Below are 22,793 nucleotides of genomic sequence, written 5' to 3' on the forward strand. Positions count from 1 at the left end.
GGTTGTGACGCTGACGGTGACTGATGCCGCCTGAGGCCTGCGTCCGGCCACTCGCCACCCGGTGCGGTAGGAGGTTGTGACGCTAATGGTGACTGATGCCGCCTGCCCAGCCACCCGCTGCCCGCCTCGCCGCCCGGCCACCTGCCGCACAGCCCCTCGGGGTCACTTAAAGCGGAGGAGGCGGAGACTGTTGAGGACGACGAACACTGACGAGAACGCCATCGCGGCACCGGCAATCATCGGATCGAGCAGACCGAGGGCCGCGATCGGGATCGCCGCCGTATTGTAGGCGAAGGCCCAGAACAGGTTGCCCTTGATGAGTCCCAAGGTTCTGCGCGAGAGCCGGATCGCCTGCGGGATCTGGCGCGGATCGGATTTGACCATGGTGATGTCCGAAGCCGCCATGGCGGCATCGGTGCCCGAGCCCATCGCGATGCCGAGGTCGGCCCCGGCCAGAGCCGCGGCATCGTTGATCCCGTCGCCGACCATCGCCACGGCTCGGCCCCGTTCCTGGAGTTCGGCGACCACAGCGACCTTGCCTTCGGGGCGGACGTCGGCGCGCACCTCGTCGATCCCGAGGGACTCGGCGACCACCTGGGCGGCCTGCTCGTTGTCACCGGTGAGCAGCACGGTGTCGAGACCGAGCGAGTGCAGCTCGGCGATGGCATCGGCGGCCGAGGGCTTGGCCACGTCGGAGACGAAGCTCAGGCCCCGGAAGTCACCGTCGATGGCGAGCGCGACGATCGTGGCACCGCGCGGGACGGACTCGGCTGAGTAGTCGAGGCTGATGCCGTGCTCGCGGAGCAGCCCCGGGCGACCGGCGAGGACATCGGAGCCGTCGATCGTGGCCCGCAGGCCGCCGCCGGGAATGTTCTCGAAGTCCGTGACCGCACCACCGGATGTGACTGCACCACCGGATGTGACCGTGCTACCGGATGCGGCTGCCGCACCGGGCGTGGCTGCCGCATCGGACGTGACCGGATCATCGGACGCGACTGCCGCGCTCGCCGAGGCGGCCGCATCCGTCGCGCTGTATGTTTCCGTCCCGCCGGACGCCTCCGTGCCGGCAGCTTCGGATGAGGCCCCGACGGCCTCGGATGAGACATCAACGGCCTCGGGTGAGGCCCCGACGACCTCAGGTGAGGCAGCGACGATGGCACGCGCAATCGGATGCTCGCTGCGCGATTCCAGTCGCGCGAGGACCTCGAAGTCCGCCGGCGACAGGTCGGTTCCGACCAGACTCATCACGCCGGTGGTCAGGGTTCCGGTCTTGTCGAGGACGACCGTATCGATCCCGCGCGTGGACTCGAGCGCTTCGGGGCCGGAGACGAGGATGCCCAACTGCGACCCGCGCCCGGAGGACACGGCCAACGCGGTCGGGGTGGCCAGGCCCAGGGCGCAGGGACAGGCGATGATGAGGACGGTGAGCCCGGCGTGCAGGCCCGCGGCCCAATCGCCGGTGGTCAGTCCCCAGGTGAGTAGGGTGAGCACGGCGATGCCGAAGACGATCGGCACGAACACCGCTGAGATCCGATCCGCCAGACGCTGCACGGCCGGTTTGCCGGTCTGCGCGCGGCTGACGAGGTCGGCCATGGCTGCCAGGGTCGTGTCCGAACCGACTCGCGTGGCCCGCACCTCGAGTACCCCCGAGGTGTTGATCGTGGCTCCGGTGACGCTGTCGCCGGGCGCGACCTCGACCGGTACGGATTCGCCGCTGAGCATCGCCTCGTCGATGGCTGAATGTCCGGCGAGGACCTCACCGTCGGTGGCGATCTTCTCGCCGGGACGGGCGAGGAACACATCGCCGACGGCGAGTTCGTCGATCGGCACCTGTTCCTCGGTGCGGGTGCCGCCCGTCCTCTCGCGCAGCACCGTCGCCGACTTTGCGCCGAGGTCGAGCAGGGCCTTCAGCGCGGCGGTGGCCCGGGACTTCGCCCGATCCTCGGTGAGCTTGCCGATGAGCAGGAACACCGTGATCGCCGCGGCGGCTTCGAACCACACATGGTATTCGCCGGGCACATTCCAGCCGTGGCCGTCGGCCACCGCCCGCCCGAGCGTGAAATAGGAGTACAGGCTGGCCACGGTGATGCCGACGCTGACGAGGGTGTCCATCGTCGTCGACCCTCCGCGGGCGGCCTTGAACGCCGCCGAGTGGAACGGCCACGCACCCCACGTGACCACCGGCAGGGCCAGCAGACCGGCCACCCACTGCCAACCGGCGAAGTGCCAGCTCATGACCATCGAGATCGCCACGATCGGTGCGGCCAGGACGAGCGAGCCGAAGAATCGCGGCCGCAGGTGCCGCGGGTCGTAATCGACGATCTCGGGACCGGACCCGCCCGACGGGGAGCGCACCGTGGCACCGTATCCGGCCTTTTCGACGGCGGCGGTGATGTCGTCGTCGCGCAGCTCGGATTCGATGATCACGTGCGCGGTCTCCAGCGGCAGGTTGACCTCCGCGGTGACCCCGTCGAGGCGGGTGAGCTTCTTCTCGATGCGGGCCGAACAGGATGCGCAGGTCATCCCCGTGATGTCGAGATCGACCTCGCGTGACATCACTTCACCTCGTAGCCGGCCTCATCGACGGCGGCACGGATCGCCGCATCGTCGAGGGCATCCGCCGAGGTGATCGTGACCGGGGAATCGCCCCCGGCGTTGAGTTCGATGGAGACGTCGCTCACGCCCGCAAGGGCCCCGAGCTCTTCCTTGACAGCGGCTTCGCAGTGTCCGCAGGTCATGCCCGAGACGGTGATGTTCGTGGTCGTCATCTTTTCTCCTATCAGCGGTGAATGGTGCCCGAAGCCTGCAGCTTTCGGCGTCGTCCGGCTCCCGAGGAGCGGACGCGGCCCAGAGGCTCAGCTCTTGATGAGTCGGGCGATTGCGGCTGATGCCTCCTCGACCTTCTTCCGCGCGGCTTCGTCGTCGCCGGATGAGGCGGCGTCGACCACGCAGTGAGCGATGTGCTCTTCGAGGAGGTTGATGGAGACCGCGTGCAGCGCGGCTGTCGCGGCGGAGACCTGGGTGAGGATGTCGATGCAGTACTTGTCGTCATCGATCATCTTCCCGATGCCGCGGACCTGTCCTTCGATCCGCTTCATCCTCCGCGCGAGAGCGTCCTTCTGCGGGGTGTATCCATGGTGCTCAGTCATGCTCACACCATATACCCCTATAGGGTATAAATCAACGGCACCCCTCGCCGAGGCGGCCCCGCCGTCCCACCCCGCCCCGTGCCGGCCGGGTGGGCGGAGTCCTACAATCGAAGACATGCGAGTTGCCAGACTGTTCCGTTTCCCCGTCAAGGGATTCCCCGCCGAAGAGCTCACCGAAGCCCGTGTGGTCAAGGGACACGGAATCCGCGGCGACCGCGTCACCGCGTTCACCAACGGCAGCCTCGACGTTCCCGATGACGCCTGGCACTCCTATTCCGCCTTCACGGTGCTCAAGAACGACCCCGAACTGCAGAAGTGGGGCGTGAGTGCCGCCCTCGCCGAGGAGGCTGCCGGCGATTCCGCGAACGCCGATGACTCCGAGGGCGGCGGTCGCGCGGAAGAGTCCGCGACCGTGACGCTGACGTCGCCGGCCGGGGAGGCGACGACGTTCGCCACGGACGACGCGGAAAGCAGGGCCGCCTCGGCGGAATTCCTCTCGAAGCGCATACCCCCGCAGGGTACATTTCCGCGGTCTCTGGCGGTCGCGGGACAGGGGATGTTCGACTCGCAGAAGTCGGGGATCTCGATCATCAATCCGGCCTCGGTGGAGGTGATCTCCGCGACCGAGGAGGGAATCGAGGGCCTCGACCTCGATCCGCTGCGCTTCCGCGGCAACGTCCTCGTCGAGGGCCTCGCCCCGTTCGAGGAGTTCGCGCTCATCGGCTCGATCGTCCGCCTCGGCGGGGTGCGACTGGTGATCCGGTCGTCGATCGAACGGTGCCCGGCGACGACGGTCAACCCCGTGACGAAGGCCGTCGACGTCAACGTCCCGCGGCTGCTCAACTCCGCGTGCGGTCACCTGCACTGCGGCGTCTACGGCGAGATCCTCGACACCGGCGATGTCGCGGTCGGCGATGAGATCGTCGTCGAGGGCCGGGCCCCGCGCGAACTCGTCAAGACCGCCCGCACCCCGCGATTCATGACGGTGGTCGGCAAGCAGCAGATCTGCAATGACATCGTCGAGGTCTCCCTGCGCGATGATCTCGGTTGGATCCGCGAATTCGACGAACCGGGCATGAACCTGCGCGTCCACCTCGAACTCGGTGCGCCGTTCTGGCGCACGTACACGATCACCGACGTCGTCGACGACATCGTGCGCATCGCCGTGCGCACCCAGGGGCGGGGATCCCGCGCGGTCGCCTCCCTCGAAGACGGGGAGCACATCCTCACCTCCGGTCCGCACGGAACCATGACCGCCTCCCGCGTCTTCGGAGGGACGACGGCCCTGGTCACCGCCGGAATCGGGATCACCCCGAGCCTCGGACTGCTGCGCGGTGAGGGGCACGGCGAACTGCCCGAGACCGACCGGATCAAACTCTTCCACATCGACCGCGACCACCGCACCGCGTGCCTGTGGAACCGACTGCAGGACCGCGCCACCGGCGGTCGGATCCCCGTCGAAGCCCACCATCGCGACACCGCGACCGCCGGACGACCGAGCCACCGCGAACTCGTCGACTGGGTGGCCGGATGCGACAACGTCAGGGTCTGCGGGCCCCGCGACTTCACCGCCGCCGTGCTCGCGGCAAGCGACGAAGCGGGAGTCCCCGCCGTCCACCAGGAGACCTTCGCCTCCCCGAACACGGGCATGAGCGAGACCATCGCCGCCTGCCCGCCCGCCGAGGTGACGCTGGAGAATTCCGGGACGAGCTTCATGTGGCAACCGCAGGAGGGCACCCTGCTCGAATCCCTGGAAGCCCGCGGGTTCCAATCCGCGAGCTCCTGCCGCGGCGGGTCCTGCGGAACCTGCGCGGTGTCCCTGACCGCCGGTTCCGTGCTCTACCCCATCGAACCGGTCGCCCAGGTCGACACCGACGAAGTGCTCGTGTGCTCCGCGATCCCGGCCGGACCGATCAGCCTCCGCCTCTGAGCCCGAACTCGGACGGCCGCCTCGGCGAGGGGGTTTGGCCTTCTTCGCCCCACCGGAGGGCGGTGAGACGGGTGGCACAATGGTTTCCATGCCCAGAAAGAAGCGCTCCGTCCTGACGACGGCCACCACCGGACCGGTGGGCCGTCTGAGTCGGTGGGTCCGCCTTTCCGCGGCCGGACGGATCATGTTCGCGAACTCGATCATGCTCGTGGGCATCATGGTGCTCACGACGAGTCTGCTCTACCTCCAGCTCTCCCAGCTGAACACGAAGCGCGAACAGGATCTGCTGCGCTCGGCCGCCGACAATATGTCGCTGTCGCTCGGGCTCGTCGGCACCGGTGAGGCCGGCAGCGACGACTTCCTCGACGCGGAGTCCCGCGCCGATGTCGAGACGCTGCTCGGCAACGTCATCAGCCAATACGGGTTCGACATCGCCGCCGTCGTTCCCATCGACTTCCTCCTCACCCCGCCGACCCTGGGCTCTCCTGACCGACAGCAGGCGCTGGAGAAGAAGGCCGCCTCGGCGAATTCCGGCACGATCCCCGAGGACTCGATCGATCAGCTGGCCCAATCCGTCGACGAGGAGTCTCTCGAGCAGGGGCGGACGACTGTGCGCTTCATCGACGACGGCGGGCCCGGCGACGGCACCATGTACGTCGTCACCCCGGTCTATGCCGAACACCTCGGCGCCGACGGCGTGGGACCGGACACCGTGGTCGGGGCCGTGATCGTCGGCAGCTCCGCCGACTCGGTCCGCGAAGGCTTCCTCGCGCAGGGCAAATGGCTCATCGGCATCGCGGTGCTCACTCTGCTCCTGGGCATCGGATCGTCATGGGTGACCTCCCGCGGGCTGCGCCGGGTCACCGGCGACTACGGAGCCGACGAACTGCGCAGTATGCTCGACTTCTATTCCTCCGTACTCAAAGCGGTCTCCGAGGGCCTGCTCCTCGTCGACCGGCTGCGGGGGATCGTGCTCATCAACGCCGAAGCCCGCGAGCTGCTCGGCCTGCCGGCGGCCGCAGACGATGCCGACCCGGCCCGCGCCTCGACGGAGGAGATGCCCTTGAACGGCCTCGACCTGCCCGAGGCCCTGCACGACCTGCTCGCCTCCGGCCGCTGGGCCCGCGACGAGATCCACTACACCGATGACCGGGTGCTCGTGGTCAATCAGCAGCCCACCGAGGCGGCCAGCGACACCTGGGTCGTGACCATGCGCGACCACACGGAGCTGGCCGAACTCTCCGGCGAACTCGTCTCCGTGCGCTCATTCTCCGATTCCCTGCGGGCCCAGACCCACGAATACGCGAACCGGCTGCACATGGTCGTGTCCCTGCTTGAGACCGGGCACGTCGACGAGGCCATCGACTTCGCCGCCAAGGACCTCGACGACCTCAACCGCGTCGACGGAGACGGGTCGATGACCTTCGACCACCCCGTCCTGTCCGCTCTGCTGCTGTCGAAGATCGCCCAAGCCGCCGAGGTGGGGATCGAGATGACGGTGGACACCGCGGGTCTCACGGGCCGCCTGGGCGGGGACGACCGGGATCTCGCGACGATCCTCGGCAATCTCATCGACAATGCCTTCGACGCGCTGGGCAGGCAGGACGTGCTGCCCGAGGACAAGCGAGTCCACGTCGAACTGTCCGGCTCGGGTGGATCCGGAGGGTTCACGATCGAGGTCAGCGACGATGGTCCCGGCATCGGCGAGGAGCACCTCGATGCGATCTTCGAACGCGGATGGTCGACGAAGCACGACGGCGTCGAGACCGACCAGGGGCAGGGACGTCAGCAGACGGGCACCCGCGGAGTCGGGCTCTCGCTGGTCGTGCAGGCGATCCGCCGCCTCGGGGGAGCCGTGGACGTGCAGGGCCGTGGTGAGGACTGCGACCGATTCAAGGGCGCCGTGCTCACGGTGTGGCTGCCGGACCGCCTCGGTGCCGTGGCCGCGGCGAGGGCCGCAGCAAACGCAGGCACTCACCCCGACCGGGAGTGAACCCGAGCCTGTTGCCGTCATGGAACAGCGATGTGCCCGGACTGCAACACGATCGGGGTCGCTGTCAAACGGCTGAAGCTAGACTGACAGCATGTCGGATACAACTGCCCCAGGGTCGAGCATCGGTGTGCTCGTCGTCGAGGACGAGGTGGTCGCCGCCCGTGCCCACGCGAAGTACGTCGACCGCCTCGACGGCTATCACGTTGCGGGGGTGGCGAAGAACGCCACCCAGGCGATGGCCGCTCTGACCGGGCAGATCTGCGGTCTCGACCCCGCCGGCATCCACCTCGTGCTCCTCGATATGAACCTGCCCGACGGCCACGGGCTCCAGGTCTGCCGAGCCATCCGCGGCCAACGTGTCGACGTGGACATCATCGCCGTCACCGCCGCCAGGGACATGCAGATCGTGCAGGAGGCCCTGTCCTACGGGGTCGCCCAGTACATCATCAAGCCCTTCACGTTCCCCGTCTTCAAATCCAAACTCGAGGCGTACTCCTCCTTCCGCAACCGCCTCGGCGGTGATTCGAATGACGGCGAAGTCACGCAGACCGAGGTCGACAAGGCGATCTCGGCACTGCGCACCCACACCGTGGCCGCGACCGCGAAGGGCGTGCCCGATGCGGTGCAGGACGAAGTCCGCGTCCTGCTGAATGAGAATCCCGGACAGTCCGCCGCCGAGGTGGCCGAAGGCCTCGGAGTCTCGCGTGTCACCGCTCGCCGCTACCTCGAATCCATGGCCGACGCGGGCATGCTCGAACGTCGTCCCCGCTACGGGGCGACCGGCCGCCCCGTCCTCGAATACACCGTCGTTTTCGACGCCACCTGACCGCACCGTCGCGGCGGGCGAGGGGATCAGCCGACCGCGACGCCTCGGTGCCCGGCGATGGACATCGCGAACACCTCGGTGGAGGATGGTTCCATGTCGAAGAAGTCGCAGGTCTGGTTGGCCACCGTCCTTGTCCTCATCCTGCTTCTCGGTGCTGGTGCCTTCGCGATCTTCCGACTCCCCATGCTCAAGTCCACCGCGGCGCAGGCCGCCGCCCACGATCTCGCCGAGGGGCAGCTGACCTCGGACATCTGGCATGAGAAGGACCTCGCTCAGGGCCTGTTCGACCGGGTCACGAAATCCTTGGGCAAGCGGGTCGATCTGCGCTCGGTCACCGTCGAGGACATCACCGAATCCGAGGGCCGTACCGTGGCGAGACTCGACTGGACCTGGGCGAACCTCGACGGTGAGGCCTGGAAGTACAGTTCCGAACTGCCGCTGGAGAAGAAGGGCCTCTTCTGGTGGGCGGGCCTCACCGAGAAGTCCATCCACCCGAAACTCGCTCGTGGCGGCAGCTTCGCACTGCGCGCGAACCCGGGCAGACGCGGAAAGATCCTCGGTGCCGACGACGCAGTGCTCATGGAGGAAGGGAAGGTCGTCGATATCGGCCTCCACCCGAACCGCTTGGAGCCCGACACCCTCGGCAGACTCGTCGACGCGCTCAACAAGGACGTCGACTCCCTCGACCTCGACGCCGGGGACCTCGAAGACGCGGTCGACGAGGCGGAGGGCAACCGACTCGTCCCCGTCGTGACCCTGCGCGAAGACGACTACGCACGGGTCAAGGACGCCATCCACGACCTGCCGGGGGTCCTCTTCTCCGAAGACAGTCAGACGCTCACGCGAAGCCGCGGATTCGCACAGGCCACCCTCGGCTCGGCCGGGCCCGCCAGCGCCGAAGACATCAAGAGTTCCGACGGTGAGGTCATCGCCGGAGACATCGTCGGACGCACCGGTTTGCAGAAGACCTTCAACACCCGACTCAGCGGCCCCGGCAGCGTCGAAGTCTTCGCCAAAGGCGATGCGACCGATGACAAAGGCGGCACGACGAAGCTGACGAGCCTGCACGCCTTCGAGCAGAAGGACGGCGAGGACGTCGAGACCACCCTCGATGTGAAGACCCAGAACGCCGCAGACAAGGCAGCCGCCACGGGGAAGAAGCCGACCGCCGTCGTCGTCATCCGGCCCAGTGACGGTCGCGTGCTGGCCGTGGCCAACCACGATCCGAAGGGCGCGGCCTGGGACCGGGCGCTGAGCGGGCAATACGCTCCCGGTTCGGTGTTCAAGATCGCCTCGGGACTCGCGCTCCTCGAATCCGGGGTGAAGCTCAGCGACGATATCGCCTGCCCGCAGACCGTGACGGTCGGTGGGAAGAAGTTCAAGAACGCCGAGGATGAGGTCCTCGGGAAGGTCACCTTCGCCGAGGATTTCGCCCACTCCTGCAACACCGCCTTCGTGTCCTCGGGAGAGAAGGTCAGTGGCGATGACGTGGCGGACGCGGCCGCCCAGCTCGGCATGACGCCCGGGGTCGGGACGGAGGAAAGCGGCTCCGGCAAGGACGCAGACGACTTCAGGAAGAACACAGCCGGTGCGGGAGCCCTGGGCATCGGCGCGAAGATGGCCTCGGTGCCGGCCGACGGCGACGAGGTCACGCACGCCGCGCAGATGATCGGCCAGGGCAAGGTTCAGGCGAGCCCGCTGGCAGTGGCGACGATGGCCGCCTCGGTGACGGCCGGCGAGACTGTGGCCCCGCAGCTCATCGGCGGCGATGCCCGCGATGATGCGAACGCGGACGACGAGGGCACAGATGGTGCCGCCGAGGACGCTCCCACACTCGATGGGGACGCGGCGAAGGAGCTCTCGGACATGATGCGCGAAGCTGTCACCGACGGCACCGCCACCGCGCTCAAGGACGTTCCCGGCGATCCCGTTCACGGCAAGACCGGCACCGCCGAATACGGTGACGAGACCCCGCCGCGCACACACTCGTGGTTCGCCGGATTCCAAGGGGACCTGGCCGTGGCGGTCCTCGTCGAGGACGGCGGATTCGGCGCCGAGGCGGCCGTGCCCGTCGCGCACGAATTCTTCGACCGCATCAACTGAGTTTGCACCGACCGAGCTCTACCGGGCCAGCTTGGGCCGAAACATAGGTCGCAATCGGACAACCGGGCAAAAACATAGGTCGCAATCGGACATTTTCTGACGACAGAAATGTCCGATTGCGACCTGGATTTGGGGAAGTGTCCGATCGCGACCACATCTGGCCGAGCGCGGCGGCGAAGAGTGCTCCGAAGTCGCAGCGGCGAGGCGCGGGTCGCTTCGCCGCCGGTGGTGCTGCTCCCCCGGCTGCCGCTACTTCATGCGCAGGGCCCGCATCGCCGTGAGCGCACCGGTCATCGCCTTCGCGAACGTCCTCTGATCCACGGGGCCGGCCGGGGCGATCGGGTGCAGCCGCTGTTCGGCGATCGTGTGCGTGTGCATGAACTGGTGGATGCCTTCGGCTCCATGCCGGTGGCCCAGCCCCGAGGCTCTGACCCCGCCGGCCGGGGCGTCGACGGACCCCCAGCTGGCCGGGTAGACCTCGTTGACGTTGATCATTCCCGCTTGGAGCTGCCGGGCGTACTCGCGTCCGTGGGAGCGGGAGTACAAGGCGGCCGAGAGTCCGTATTCGCTGTCATTGGCCGCCGTGACCGCCTCGGCGTCGGAGGAGACCGGGTAGACGGCGACGACGGGACCGAAAGTCTCCTCACGATGCAGATCCGCCTCGGGGGGAACATCGGTGAGCACGGTCGGGGCGTAGAAGTACGGTCCGCGTTCGGGCACCGCGTGGCCGCCGGCGATGACCGCGGCACCGACGCTGCGCGCCTGCTCGACGTGGGCGCTGACCCGCTCGAACTGCTTCGGCCCGGCCAGGGACCCCATTCCCGGGCCGTACTCGAAGTCGGCGCTCAAGGTCACGGCACGGGCCGCCTCGGCGAAGTGGGCGCAGAAGGCGGGGTAGAGGTCCTTGTGGACGTAGATGCGTTCGATCGAGATGCACAGCTGCCCGGCCGAGGAGAACGACCCGCGCACGGCCCCCTCGACGGCCTTCGGCAGGTCGGCATCCGAGAGCACGACCAGGGGGTTCTTGCCGCCGAGCTCGAGCGCGGTCGGCAGCAGACGGCGTCCCGCTTCGGAGGCAATCGACCGTCCCGCGGCCGTCGAACCGGTGAATGACAGGCCGTCGGCGCCGCTGAGCAGCGCGGGTCCGACCGCGTCGACGGTGCCGGGCACGAGCTGCCACACCTCGGGAGGCAGTCCGGCTGCGATCGCCAGGCGACGCATGAAGATCGCGGTCAGGGTGGTCGTCGAGTCGGGTTTGTGGACGACGGCGTTGCCGGCGGTCAGGGCCGCGAACAGGTCGGTCGCCCCCAAGGTCAGCGGGTAGTTCCACGGCGTGATGAACCCGATCACGCCCAGCGGTGTGCGCGTGACCTCGGTGCGGGTGAGGCCGGGAATCGCCCCGCGCCGACGTTCGGGGCGCAGGTAGCGGGCAGCCATCACCCCGTAGTGGCGCAGCACATTGAAGGTGTCGAGAACCTCGTCATAAGCGTGGATGCGAGCCTTGCCGGTCTCGAACTGGACGATGTCGAGCAGCAGATCCTCGTGCCGACGCAGCGAGGCATGCAGGCGCGTGAGCACCTTCGACCGGTGTTCGACGGATTGGGCGGCCCAGGCGGAGGCGGCGATGCGGGCGGTGGTGTAGGCGGCTTCGACATCGGCGGCGGTGTTCCGGGCGAACCGGTCGACGGCCTCACCCGTGAACGGTTCGACGCCGCGCTCGCGCTCACCCGACCCCGAGGCTTCGGCGTACGGATCGGTGTCGAGGAACTCACGCAGAGCCGCTGTGACGTGGTCAGATGCGGCTTGGTTGGAGATTGTGACGGCGGTTTCTGATCTCATCGGCTGCCTTCTCATGTGACGTGGGTCATCTGCGGGATACAATACCGGTCATGGTATCGAGTGATCTTCGGCGTGCGCTGAACGGAACCGGAGACCCCACTGCAGTGATCGACCTCGACGCCTTCGACGCGAACCTCGACGCCTTGGCCGAGCGTGCTCGCGGGCTGCCGATCCGGGTCGCCACGAAATCGCTGCGGGTGCCCGCGGCCATCGATCGGGCTCTGGCCCATCCCGCCTGCGCCGGGGTGCTCTCCTATTCCGTGCCCGAGGCGCTCATCCTCCACTCCCGCGGCGTCCGCGACATCGTCATCGGCTATCCGAGTCTCGACCGTCAGGCGCTGGCCCGGATGTTCGCCGAGGCGGGAGCGCTGGACCAGATCACCGTGATGATCGACTCCGTGACCCACCTCGACATCATCGACGAGGTGAGACGATCCGTCGCCGAGGCGTCCGCTGCCTCGGTGCGGGTGTGCATCGACGTCGACTCCTCCTTCCGTCCGGCCGAGGCCTGGTTGGGCGACCGGATCCATATCGGGGCCAGGCGATCACCGGTCCGCGATGTCGACACCGCCGTGACCCTGGCCCGGCAGGTCGCCGCTCGACCGGGATTCGAGCTCGTCGGGCTGATGTTCTACGAAGGGCAGATCGCCGGCACCGCCGACGCCGGACGCTCGGCCAGACAGGTCGTCGTCCGCGCCATGCAGAAGGCTTCGATCGCCGAACTCGCCGAGCGCCGGGCGGCCGTCATCGCCGCCGTGCGGGAGATCGCCGACCTCGAATTCGTCAACGGAGGCGGCACCGGTTCCTTCGAATCGAGTGCCGTCGAGGGCACGCTGACCGATCTTGCCGCCGGCTCCGGACTCTTCTCCCCGGGACTCTTCGACGGCTACACGCACTTCCGGCACCGTCCCGCCGCCTTCTTCGTCACCCCCGTCGTGCGCAGGCCAGCACCCGGCTGGGTGACGGTGTTCAAGGGCGGCTTCATCGCCTCCGGCGTGCCCGGGCCCGACCGTCTGCCGACCATCGCCTGGCCGCCCGGGCTCGAATACTCGAGTCTCGAAGGTCCCGGTGAGGTGCAGACACCGCTGACCGGACCCGGTGCCGACGATGTGGGCATCGGCGACCTCGTCTGGTTCCGTCATGCGAAGGCGGGAGAACTGGCCGAACATTTCAACGAATTCACCGTCGTCTCCCACGGCCGGATCACCGACAGATGGGCGACGTACAGGGGAGAGGGGCTGGTGCTGTGAGCGCAGCGAAGATCGTCCGCGGTCGACAGACGGGACGGGCCCCGACGCGGGGCTCGGGTCGGGGCCGGCAGCCGTTCCGGAACTGGTCCGGGCATGTCCACGCTCATCCGCACACCTACTCGAGTCCCGCCTCGGCGGACGAACTGTCCGGAATCGTCGCCTCCGCGGCCGCAGAGGGGGAGCGGCTGCGCGTCGTCGGGGCCGGACATTCCTTCACGCCCGTCGCCGCGGGCAACGATGTCATGGTCAACCTCGATGCGCTGTCCGGGATCGTCGCCGTCGACGAATCCCGCAGGCGGGTGCGCTTCGGGGCGGGAACCCGGCTGCGGGACATCCCCGCCCTGCTCGAACCCTTCGGCCTGGCGCTGGAGAACCAGGGCGACGTCAACCCGCAGTCCCTGGCCGGGGCGATCTCGACGAGCACCCACGGCACCGGACTCGGATTCACCGGATTCGCCGGCACCGTCACGGGGCTGAGTCTCATGGGGCCCGACGGGCGGGTCCGGGAGCTCTCCGCTGACGCCGAACCGGAGACCTTCGACCTCGCCCGGGTCAGCCTCGGCGTGCTCGGAGTCATCACCGAGATCGAACTCCGCTGTGTGCCCGCCTTCGATCTCATCGCCGAGGAGAAGGTCGCGGGATTCGATGAACTCCTCGACGGGCTCGAGGAGCGGATGCGCGGTGCCGACCACTTCGAGTTCTACTGGTTTCCGCACACCGAAACGGTGCTGACGAAGACGAACACCCGTGTCGACCCGGGGGCGGCCGGGACCGGGAATCTCGCCGAGGCGGGGGTGCGCAACCGTTGGGCGACCCTCCTCGACAAGGAGATCGTCGAGAACGGGGCCCTGCGCCTGGCCGTCGAGCTCGGGGCCAAGGTGCCGGGCATGGTGCCCTCGATCAACCGCATCGCCCAGTCCGTGGTCGCGGATCGGATGTACCGGGCACCGGGCTATGACGTGTTCGTCACTCCGCGCCGAGTGAGATTCAATGAGATGGAGTATGCGCTGCCCTTCGCCGCCGGCACCGAGGCGATCCGGGAGATCCGAGAGACGATCGAGTCCAAAGGGTGGCAGATCTCGTTCCCCCTCGAGGTTCGGTGCGCGGCCGCCGATGATGTGCCGCTGTCGACGGCGACGGGACGCGAGTCGATGTACATCGCCGTCCACCGGTTCATCAAAGAGGACTTCGCCGAATACTTCCGGGTCGTCGAGCAGATCCTGTGCCGCCACGGGGGACGACCGCACTGGGGCAAGATCCATACGCGCACAACCGCTGATCTGCGCGGACTCTACCCGCGGTTCGATGACTTCTGCGAGCTGCGCGCTCGCCTCGACCCGCAGGCGATGTTCGGCAACCGCTTCACCGACTCGCTGTTCGGGCTCGACGCCCGGTGAAGATTCGGGTGCGGTGACGTCTGAAGTGCGGTGACGTCGGGCGGGATGGGGTGGTCCATCGAGCGGTCGGCCGAGTCGCAGGAAGCGGAGCGTGCCGTGTTCGAGCCGTCAGTGCGGACCGCTGGCCGCCGTTTCGAGCCAGTCGAGGATCTCCGGCCAGGCCGCCTGACCGAGTGACCGGCGGAGGAGGCCGTGATGGCCGATGCGCTCGACGCCGAGCTCGGTCGGGGTGAAGGTGCGGCGAGTCACCGGTGCCAGTCGCAGACGATCGACGAGTTCATCGATCTGCGCGGGATCGGCCCACGGGTCATCGGAGGCGCCGACTGCGAACACGGGCGTGGCCAACCGGGCCACGCGCGCTCCGGCCCCCAGTGTCGGGTCGTCGAAGAAGTACTCGGGCAGACGCAGCCACCGCGTCCACTCGAACAGCGCGGCCTGGGGAATGTCCTCGCCGAGGCCGAGCGCCCTGCCGGGCATGTACCCGAGCACCCGGGTGGCCAGGGTGCCGAGACCGCCGAGACCGAGTCCCACGCGCAGCCGCTCGCTGCGCGACACGATGTCCCGTGTCGATGCCCGGTGTGAGGCGACGGTGACGATGCCGGCCAGCGCCTCACCGCCGTAGCCCTGGACGAGGGCATGCCCGCCGATGCTGTGGCCCATCGCGACATGGGGCAGATCGGGGAAGGCGGTCGCCGCCCACTGTGCCGCGGCGGGCATGTCCTCGGCCATCCAGTCGCGCATGCGCACCCGCCGGTGCGCCCGAGCCTCGGCTCGGTCGCCGACTCCGCGCAGACCATAGGTGAGCACGATGAATCCCCGGGCGGCGGCCGCCTCGGCGAAGGAGAAGTAGAAGCGTTCGGGGGTCGCGGTGGCGGGGTGGATCGTCAGCACCGCCAGCGGTGTCCCAGCGGGGTGGAGGACGTGGCCGTCGATCTCGCTCGGGCCGTATCGGCTCGGCACTGGGATGCGCAGCTGTTCGTGGAGGGGAGTGTCCATAGGAGTCAGCGTAATCAGCAGAACACCGATTCGCTACCGATCGGTAATACAGATTTCAGGTGCGGTCGAGTCGAAAGCTGATGTCCGGGACGGCGTCCGGGTGGACTGGTACGCTCGGCGCATGACCGAGTCCGATCGGAACAGTCCCGCCACACCTTCTGAGGCAGCCAGCCGAGACCGGGAGAGAGGCCGCCGCCGGTCGATGTTCGTTGCGGCGTTCGGCACCGTCGTCGAATGGTACGACTTCTCCATCTTCTTCTATGTCGCCACGACCCTGACCAAGGAATTCTTCGGCGATCAGACGGATTCGCTGCTGCTCACCCTCGGGGTGGGGGCCGCCGGCTTCCTCTTCCGGCCCTTGGGTGCGATGGTCTTCGGCCACCTCGGCGATCGGATCGGACGCCGGTCGACGCTCATCATCTCTGCGGTCCTCATGGCGATCTCGATGCTCGGGATCGCCGTCATCCCGAACTACGAGACGATCGGCATCTGGGCGGGTGTCCTCATGGTCACCCTGCGGTGCCTGTCCGGGTTCTCCGTCGGCGCCGAATACACCGGCATCATGGTCTTCCTCATGGAATCGGCGGCACCGGGCAAACGGGGACTGGCGGCGAGCTGGGCTGCGGCCAACAGTGAAGTCGGCGCCCTGCTGGCGGTGGGCTCCGGTGCCCTGCTGGCGAATACGCTCAGCCCCGAGGCGATGGATTCCTGGGGCTGGCGGCTGCTGTTCGTCCTCGGCGCGGTGCTCGCCATCCTCATGGTGCCGCTGCGATCGATGATGGAGGAGACCGAGACCTTCAAGCGGCTGCAGCAGGCGGAGAAGGAATCGAAGGACGTCGCGCTCAAACGCTCCCCGCTCATCACCGCCGTCCTCGAGCAGCCGCGGGCGATCCTCGTCGCCTTCCTCATCTCCTCGATCGGTTCGGTCAGCTACTTCCTCAACATCACCTATGTGCCGACCTATATCGAAGAGGTGGCGAAGGTCCCGAACTCCGGCTCCCTGGCCCTGGGCACCGTGGCCGCCGTCGTCGCCATCATCGTCACCCCGTTCTTCGGGCTCGCCTCGGACAGGTTCGGGCGGAAGCCGGCCCTGGCAGCGCTCATGGTCGTCTTCGTCTTCACGACGATTCCCGCCTATGTGCTGCTGAGCAATCAGTCCGCGGGCATCGCGGTCGCCGGTTCCGCCTTCCTCGCCATCCCGGCGGCCGGGTGGAGCGCAGTAGCTGCGGCGATGGTGCCCGAACAGTTCACCGGCACGAGCCGCTTCTCCGGCATGGCGATCGGCTACAACGTGGCCACCGTCCTCTTCGGCGGACTCTCCCCGCTCATCGCCACGGCGCTCATGTCGTCGACGGGCGTCACCCTGGCCCCGGCGATCTATGCGACCGTCGTCATCGTCGTGGCCGGCGTTCCGACGCTCATCCTCGCCCGGAGCATGGGAAAGAAGACCCTCGCCGAGGTGGACGCGGACAGGCATCTCGTCCCCGCTTGACGAGTCGGGGCGGGTATCTCATCCCCGGCCGACGGACGGTCCCCACCTTAAGGGGCAGGGCAGATATTTCGTTCCACCTTAAGGGGCAGGGCAGATATTTCGTTCCGCCTTAAGGGGCAGGGCAGATGTTTCGTTCCGCCTTAAGGGGCAGGGCAGATGTTTCGTTCCGCCTGAGGGGAGGGCAGATGTTTCGTTCCGCCTGAGGGGAGGGCAGATGTTTCGTTCTGTCTGAAGGGCCAGGATGGGCGCGTGCGCCCGATTGATGACAGTCGTGTCCGATCTGCCACACGCAGGACATATCTGGAGGCCGCGGCACCCATAAGTTGGTTTCATGACAGGCATTCGGGCACACAGATCCCGGGTGCGAGAATCCGAACAGGGGATCACCATGAAACGCCTGAACCGCGCCACACTCACCGCCGCAGCCCTTCTCACCTGCACACTCGCCTTCTCCGGATGTTCGCTCATCGACCAGGTCACACCATTCGATCAGGACGGACAGTCCGGTGAACAGGCCGGGGCCGATGGCCAGCAGCCGCCGGGGTCGGGCAATACCGACCAGGAGTCGGGAACCGATGACAACACAGCCGATCAGGGATCCTCGGCTTCTTCGGACAGCGGAGCATCCTCGAACGGCGGTTCGTCGGACAGCGGCACCACGGGCACCGACGACGGCACCACGGGCAGCGGAACCTCGGGTACAGATGGCGGCTCGTCGGATTCGGGTGCGGCGGCCTCGTCGGGGAACCAGGCTGAAGTCTCGGTCGGGAAGAGCTTCACGGACCCGCAGATGGATGACGACATCGAGGTGCTCTCTGCCGTGCGCAACTTCGAATCCAGCAAGAAGGCCACCACGATCGAGCTCGGCGGTGAGGTTGTGCTCCTCGAGGTCAAGATCACTCCGGGAAAGAAGTACAGCGGCCTTATCCAATCCGGAGCCTTCAAGATCTCCAATGACGGCGGTGCCGACTATCGCTATGACCAGACCACCGGAGTCGAGGCCGAGATGGAGGCCGCCGGGTACGAACCCTTTGAAAACGTCACCCGCCGTGACGGTGGAACTCACACGGGGTGGATCGCCTATGTCCCCGATAAAAAGAAGGACACGTACACGATCCGCTACGAACGCGGAGCCGGCAAGGTCATGGGCACCGACGAGAAGATCCCCGAGTACACGAAGACCTTCGATATCCCCGCAGCCTGAACGACGCATCGAGGCCGGTTTCCGAATTCGGAAACCGGCCTCGATGATGTCTCGTGACAGCGGCGTGAATCAGGCTTCGCTGTAGGCCATCCAGTCGGAGACCGCGGACTCGGCGAGCTGGGCGGCCACACCGGTGTAGGTCGCGGGGGTCAGCGCCTTGAGCAGCTCGGCGCGGTCCTCGGGCAGCCCGAGGCCGTCGACGAACTCCTGCAGATCGGCCTGGTCGATGCGCTTGCCGCGGGTGAGTTCCTTGAGCGTTTCGTACGGATTCTCCATGCCGGGCACGCCCTGGAGACCCGCGGCACGCATCACCGACTGGATCGCCTCGCCGAGCACCTCCCAGTTCGCATCGAGATCGGCGGCCAGCGCCTCCTCGTTGATGGCGAGGGCGCCGAGGCCCTTGACGAGGTTGTTCAGCGCCAGCACCGAGTGGCCGAAGGCGACGCCGATGTTGCGCTGCGAGGTCGAGTCGGTGAGGTCGCGCTGCATCCGGGAGGTGACCAGGGTGGAGGCGAGCGAATCGAGCAGGGCACAGGAGAGCTCGAGGTTCGCCTCGGCGTTCTCGAAGCGGATCGGGTTGACCTTGTGCGGCATCGTCGACGACCCGGTCGCCCCCGCCACGGGGATCTGTTTGAAGTAGTTCATCGAGATGTAGGTCCACATATCGGTGGCGAGGTTGTGCGCGATCCGGTTGAACCGGGCGACGTCGGCGAAGAGCTCGGCATCCCAGTCGTGGGACTCGATCTGCGTGGTCAGGGCGTTGAAGCTCAGGTCGAGACGGTCTTCGACGAAGGTCTGCGCGATCTGCGGCCAGTCCGCTCCGGGTACGGCGGCCAGGTGCGCCGAATAGGTGCCGGTGGCGCCGTTGATCTTGCCGAGGAACTCGGTGGCAGCGATGCGCTCATACTGGCGGCGCAGCCGGTGGATGAAGACGGCGAGCTCTTTGCCCATCGTCGTCGGCGTCGCCGGCTGACCGTGGGTGTGCGCGAGCATCGGAACATCGGCCAGCGCCGAGGCGGATTCGGCGAGGGCGTCGATGAGTGCCTTCGCGCGGGGCAGCCACACCTGTTCGGTGGCACCTTTGATCCCGAGCGCCCAGGACAGGTTGTTGATGTCTTCGGAGGTGCAGCAGAAGTGGACGAGTTCGCTGAGATCCTCGGCCCCGATCTTCACTAGGGCCTCTTTGATTGTGTATTCGACGGCCTTGACGTCGTGGACGGTCACGGCCTCGTGGGCGGCGAGCGTCGCGATGGTCTCGGCATCGAAGTCGGCGGCGAAGTCCCGCAGACCGTCGACCTCCTCATCGGTGAGGCGTCGCACCCCCTCGATCACGGAGCTCTGTGCGAGGTGGATGAACCACTCGACCTCAACGGTGATGCGGTTGCGGTTGAGTGCCGCCTCGGAGAGGTGATCGACGAGGTCAGCGGTGTCTTTGCGGTAGCGACCATCAAGCGGTCCGAGGGCGATGGCGGGCGAGATTTCGGCAAGGGAAACAGTCGGCATACCCCTATTTTCTCATGAGCGCCCGCGCGGGGCGGAACCCGACCGTCTGGAACGGACGCCTGCCCGCGGCGAGATCGCCGGGCGGAGGTGACTCGGACACGGGCGCCTGTGGATCCGGAGGTGACTTCGACGCCGGAGGCCTGTGGGTGCTCGAGGCTCGTCCCCAAGCCGACGAGCGGGGGTTCCCTGGCCCGTTCGGAGCTCCCTACAGTCAGGCAGACAGTCAGGCAGATCGAGCGTGGAGCCGATGCGACGAGTGGGAGGAGACACGGATGATCACGGACGAGTTGGCGCGCAATCGCGACCAATGGCTGCGGCGAGGTGATCTGCTGCGTTCGGTGGCTCAGTGCTGTCGGCAGATCGACAGTTGGGACTCGCCGGCCGGGCACCTCTTCGAGGACCGGGTGACGTCGAGCGCGACGTCGATCGACCGGCTCGCGGAGTGCGCGGACGAACTCGCCGAGGCCTACGACCTCCACCTGCAGGTCGTCTCGGCGGGAGGGCGGATCCAACTGTGAACGCTGATTCCGCCACGGGCGCCGTTGAACAGTGGATCCTTGTCGACCTCGAGCGGATCCTGCGTCTGCCCGATCGGCTGCGGCGACTGTGGCCGCCCGAGCTGCTGCCGCACCGAAAGGGCGAGGGCCCGCCCCTCGCCCCCGCGGCAGTGACGGACCTTGACCCGGCGGCCGAGACGGGCCCGGGCACCGCCTCGGCGGGCGAGGGCACGCGCGACCCCCTCTCAACGGGAGACGCGAAGGCGGGCACCGCCTCGGCGGGAGGGAGCAGCGACGGCGCTGTCGGGACGGAGCGGGAGCTCGATGTTCTCACGGCGTGGGTGCACGGGTTCGCCTCCGAACTTGACCAGACGAGCACCCGCATCACCGTCGTGCTGTCCTCGGGCGTCGAAACCGTCCACCTTGCGCTCTGCCTCGGGGCGGGTGGCAGCCATGCGGTGGTGGCACTGGCGGGCGAAGGCCTTGAGGACTTCGCCGGCCATCAGCTTCTGCGCCGGATCGGTCCGGGCCAGGTCGGACGGGTCGTCGAAGCCCTCGCCGAACTCGTCGAACACGACTGCGTGCTCACCCTCAGCTGGGCCGGTCGGGGAGGAGCCGCCGGGTTGGAGTTCCTCCACCGCCGAGGCGGGACCTGGTTCCGCCCGGTTCTCGACCGCCGCGGCGACCGCGTCACCGTCGACGCCGATGTCGAAGCCGGGGACACGGCAGTACGGAAGCTGCTGAGCGCCGTACTCACCCGCACGCTGACGATGGGGCTCCGGTGATGGTCGACTCGACCACCCGCGGCGGTGGACGCATCACCGTCGACGAGCGCGCCGAGGGCAGCGGAGACGCACTGCAGACCGTGATGGGCGAGGTCGGCGATCTGGCTGTGGAAGGGAGCATCGCCGACTTCGACCTCGCGACCCTGCTCACCCAGGTGCCCGCCCCGATCACGGCGCTCAACCTCGACGCCCGCCGGGCCGCGTTCCACCGGCAGTTAGCCGCCGTGCTCATCGAACTCGAAGCCACACTGCTCGGCGTGCGGGCCGCCGCATTCGCCTACCGGCAGGCGGAGAAGGGCATCAGCGAAGTCTTCGGAGGACTCCTCGACGCCCTCGGCTGGGCCGCCGGACGGGCGCTGGCGATGAGCCTGCCCGTCCTCATCCCGGTCGCCCTCGTCATCGGCGGCCAGGTCATCGCGGTGGCGAAGATCCTCGACGCCACCGGACTCGATGACCTCATCGTCAGACACTGGGGCATCGACCTCGGCAAGACCAAAGCACAGGCGAAGGAAGCCCTGATCAAGCTCGTGTTCGAGAACTCCGATGCGTCCGGAGCCGTCATCGAACATGTGCTGCCGGGCATCGTCGTCGGCTTCATGGGCCTGCCGCCCGGAGCGTTGGATTCGAAAACCGGTCACGCCTTCTGGCCGCACGATTCGCAGTCGATGACGATCTGGGTGCTCGCCGGGGCCAACCGGTTCGGCCTGCTGCTGCCCTCCGACGTCGAGGTGTGGAGGGCGAAGGGACTGACCCCGCCGCATACGGAACCGCCCCGAGACGTCGAAGACCTCTATATCCGCGAGGCGAACTGCCACCTCGGTGCGGACTCCGGGCAGGTGCGCATCGAAGAGATCGTCGGCCCCGACGGCACCGTCCGCTACATCGTCTACGTTCCCGCCACCACCGACTGGTCGCCGAAGTCCGGAGACAACACGACCGATCTGACGACGAACGTCCAGGGTATGGCCGGAAACGACACCGTGATGCGCGAAATGGTGCGGCAGGCCATCGCCGATGCCGGAATCGGCCGGAGAGCGGAGGTCATGCTCGTCGGCTATTCGCAGGGAGGGATCACCGCCGGTTCGCTGGCTGCGGACCCGGCGTTCCTCGGCGATGTCAACGTCACCGCGCTCATGACGGTCGGTGCCCCGGTCTCCGACTTCCCCATCGACTCCAACATCGACGTACTCTCCATCGAACACGAACAGGACCTTGTACCCGACCTCGACGGAGGCGAGAATCCGGCAGCTGACAACTGGTCGACGATCACCGTCGACTACGACCCCGACGAACTGCGCAAGGCCCCCGGCCTGGCGAACAAGACCGATGCCGAACTCGATGAGATGTTCGCCTCGGCCGGTGCCGCGCACTCGTCCACGGCCTACGCGGCCTCGATCGCGCTGCTGCTGCGGGCAGGACATCCGAGTCTCAACCGCTTCACCGCGAAGAATTCAGGGTTCTTCACCGGCGATCTCAAACAGACCCGCGACTATCAGGGCAAGCGCCGGCGCACCTGAGCTCGCCTACCTCGTTCACGGGCCGTCCCGGTTCGGAAGCCCCGCTGCCGGCGCTGCTGAAGACGATCAGCAGTGCTCGGGGGCGCGCTGAAGACGATCAGCAGCGTTTGGGAGCGCGCTGAAGACGGGCAGCAGCGCTCGCAGGCGCGCTTGAGACGGGCGGCAGCGCTCGCCGGCGCGGGCGCCTCGGTGCTCGGACGTGCGTTTGTCGGACGATGAAGCTTCTCTGCGGAGATCGACAATTGTCCGTCGCAGGCTTTGAAACTGAGCCACATGTGTTCAAGTTTGCCCATAGTCTGTTCCTGACCTGCA

The 22,793-nt window shown here is 67.6% G+C and carries 17 protein-coding genes; 11 read left to right on the forward strand and 6 right to left on the reverse strand.

Going from position 1 to position 22,793, the window contains the following annotated elements; translation table 11 throughout:
* Positions 1 to 162: 162 nt before the first annotated feature.
* From ACSE4D_RS09085 to ACSE4D_RS09095, 3 genes are all read right to left on the reverse strand, one after another.
* Positions 163 to 2,556: a heavy metal translocating P-type ATPase gene (locus ACSE4D_RS09085; RefSeq protein WP_135541707.1), complete on the reverse strand. Its 2,394-nt coding sequence runs from the start codon at positions 2,554 to 2,556 to the stop codon at positions 163 to 165.
* Positions 2,556 to 2,768: a heavy-metal-associated domain-containing protein gene (locus ACSE4D_RS09090; protein WP_135541705.1), complete on the reverse strand. Its 213-nt coding sequence runs from the start codon at positions 2,766 to 2,768 to the stop codon at positions 2,556 to 2,558. The genes ACSE4D_RS09085 and ACSE4D_RS09090 overlap by 1 nt, the downstream gene beginning before the upstream one ends.
* A gap of 87 nt (positions 2,769 to 2,855) precedes the next feature.
* On the reverse strand, positions 2,856 to 3,149 hold the full coding sequence (locus ACSE4D_RS09095) for a metal-sensitive transcriptional regulator (RefSeq protein WP_135541704.1): 294 nt from the start codon (positions 3,147 to 3,149) through the stop codon (positions 2,856 to 2,858).
* 115 nt (positions 3,150 to 3,264) lie between these two features.
* On the opposite strand from ACSE4D_RS09095, the gene ACSE4D_RS09100 reads away from it, so the two are divergent.
* The 4 genes from ACSE4D_RS09100 to ACSE4D_RS09115 all read left to right on the forward strand — a co-directional run bounded on the left by ACSE4D_RS09100 (position 3,265) and on the right by ACSE4D_RS09115 (position 10,001).
* Positions 3,265 to 5,079 carry an MOSC domain-containing protein gene (locus ACSE4D_RS09100; RefSeq protein WP_436327111.1) on the forward strand — a complete coding sequence of 605 codons (1,815 nt, stop codon included), beginning with the start codon at positions 3,265 to 3,267 and terminating at the stop codon, positions 5,077 to 5,079.
* Positions 5,080 to 5,167: 88 nt separating this feature from the next.
* Positions 5,168 to 7,072, forward strand: a complete 1,905-nt coding sequence (locus tag ACSE4D_RS09105) for a sensor histidine kinase (protein ID WP_436327112.1) — start codon at positions 5,168 to 5,170, stop codon at positions 7,070 to 7,072.
* Between the two features lie 91 nt (positions 7,073 to 7,163).
* The gene (locus ACSE4D_RS09110) at positions 7,164 to 7,898 is read left to right on the forward strand and encodes a response regulator (RefSeq protein ID WP_426936938.1); all 735 of its coding nucleotides are present in this window, start codon (positions 7,164 to 7,166) and stop codon (positions 7,896 to 7,898) included.
* Positions 7,899 to 7,991: 93 nt separating this feature from the next.
* On the forward strand, positions 7,992 to 10,001 hold the full coding sequence (locus tag ACSE4D_RS09115; protein WP_436327113.1) for a penicillin-binding transpeptidase domain-containing protein: 2,010 nt from the start codon (positions 7,992 to 7,994) through the stop codon (positions 9,999 to 10,001).
* A gap of 249 nt (positions 10,002 to 10,250) precedes the next feature.
* Here the strand turns inward: ACSE4D_RS09115 and ACSE4D_RS09120 are convergent, their stop codons facing one another.
* Positions 10,251 to 11,840, reverse strand: coding sequence for a succinic semialdehyde dehydrogenase (locus ACSE4D_RS09120; RefSeq protein WP_135541694.1), 1,590 nt, complete (start codon positions 11,838 to 11,840; stop codon positions 10,251 to 10,253).
* Between the two features lie 50 nt (positions 11,841 to 11,890).
* Between ACSE4D_RS09120 and ACSE4D_RS09125 the strand changes: the two genes are divergently transcribed.
* Both ACSE4D_RS09125 and ACSE4D_RS09130 read left to right on the forward strand, forming a co-directional pair.
* Complete coding sequence (locus ACSE4D_RS09125) at positions 11,891 to 13,090, forward strand: amino acid deaminase/aldolase (RefSeq protein ID WP_135541692.1); 1,200 nt, start codon at positions 11,891 to 11,893, stop codon at positions 13,088 to 13,090.
* Positions 13,087 to 14,487 (forward strand): D-arabinono-1,4-lactone oxidase, encoded by a 1,401-nt coding sequence (locus ACSE4D_RS09130; RefSeq protein ID WP_240690017.1) that lies wholly within the window; start codon positions 13,087 to 13,089, stop codon positions 14,485 to 14,487. Before ACSE4D_RS09125 ends, ACSE4D_RS09130 begins: the two co-directional genes overlap by 4 nt.
* Positions 14,488 to 14,595: 108 nt before the next feature.
* On the opposite strand, the gene ACSE4D_RS09135 is transcribed toward ACSE4D_RS09130, so the two are convergent.
* The gene (locus ACSE4D_RS09135) at positions 14,596 to 15,483 is read right to left on the reverse strand and encodes an alpha/beta hydrolase family protein (protein ID WP_135541688.1); all 888 of its coding nucleotides are present in this window, start codon (positions 15,481 to 15,483) and stop codon (positions 14,596 to 14,598) included.
* 121 nt (positions 15,484 to 15,604) lie between these two features.
* Between ACSE4D_RS09135 and ACSE4D_RS09140 the strand changes: the two genes are divergently transcribed.
* Both ACSE4D_RS09140 and ACSE4D_RS09145 read left to right on the forward strand, forming a co-directional pair.
* Entirely contained in the window at positions 15,605 to 16,975 is a 1,371-nt protein-coding gene (locus ACSE4D_RS09140) for an MFS transporter (protein ID WP_135541686.1), read from the forward strand.
* 388 nt (positions 16,976 to 17,363) lie between these two features.
* Positions 17,364 to 18,179, forward strand: a complete 816-nt coding sequence (locus tag ACSE4D_RS09145; protein WP_135541684.1) for a transcriptional regulator — start codon at positions 17,364 to 17,366, stop codon at positions 18,177 to 18,179.
* Between the two features lie 69 nt (positions 18,180 to 18,248).
* Here ACSE4D_RS09145 and purB read toward each other — a convergent pair whose 3' ends face one another.
* On the reverse strand, positions 18,249 to 19,682 hold the full coding sequence (purB, locus tag ACSE4D_RS09150) for an adenylosuccinate lyase (protein ID WP_135541683.1): 1,434 nt from the start codon (positions 19,680 to 19,682) through the stop codon (positions 18,249 to 18,251).
* 272 nt (positions 19,683 to 19,954) lie between these two features.
* Here purB and ACSE4D_RS09155 point away from each other — a divergent pair, with 272 nt between their 5' ends.
* The 3 genes from ACSE4D_RS09155 to ACSE4D_RS09165 are packed head-to-tail and all read left to right on the forward strand — an operon-like array spanning position 19,955 to position 22,481.
* Positions 19,955 to 20,200, forward strand: a complete 246-nt coding sequence (locus ACSE4D_RS09155) for a hypothetical protein (RefSeq protein ID WP_135541681.1) — start codon at positions 19,955 to 19,957, stop codon at positions 20,198 to 20,200.
* A complete protein-coding gene (locus ACSE4D_RS09160; RefSeq protein WP_135541679.1) occupies positions 20,197 to 20,964 on the forward strand; it encodes a hypothetical protein in 768 nt (255 codons plus the stop codon). The genes ACSE4D_RS09155 and ACSE4D_RS09160 overlap by 4 nt, the downstream gene beginning before the upstream one ends.
* Complete coding sequence (locus tag ACSE4D_RS09165) at positions 20,964 to 22,481, forward strand: hypothetical protein (RefSeq protein WP_135541677.1); 1,518 nt, start codon at positions 20,964 to 20,966, stop codon at positions 22,479 to 22,481. Before ACSE4D_RS09160 ends, ACSE4D_RS09165 begins: the two co-directional genes overlap by 1 nt.
* Positions 22,482 to 22,793: the final 312 nt, after the last annotated feature.

The sequence above is a fragment of the Brevibacterium sp. FAM 27836 genome (assembly GCF_051351055.1).
Taxonomy (GTDB): domain Bacteria; phylum Actinomycetota; class Actinomycetes; order Actinomycetales; family Brevibacteriaceae; genus Brevibacterium.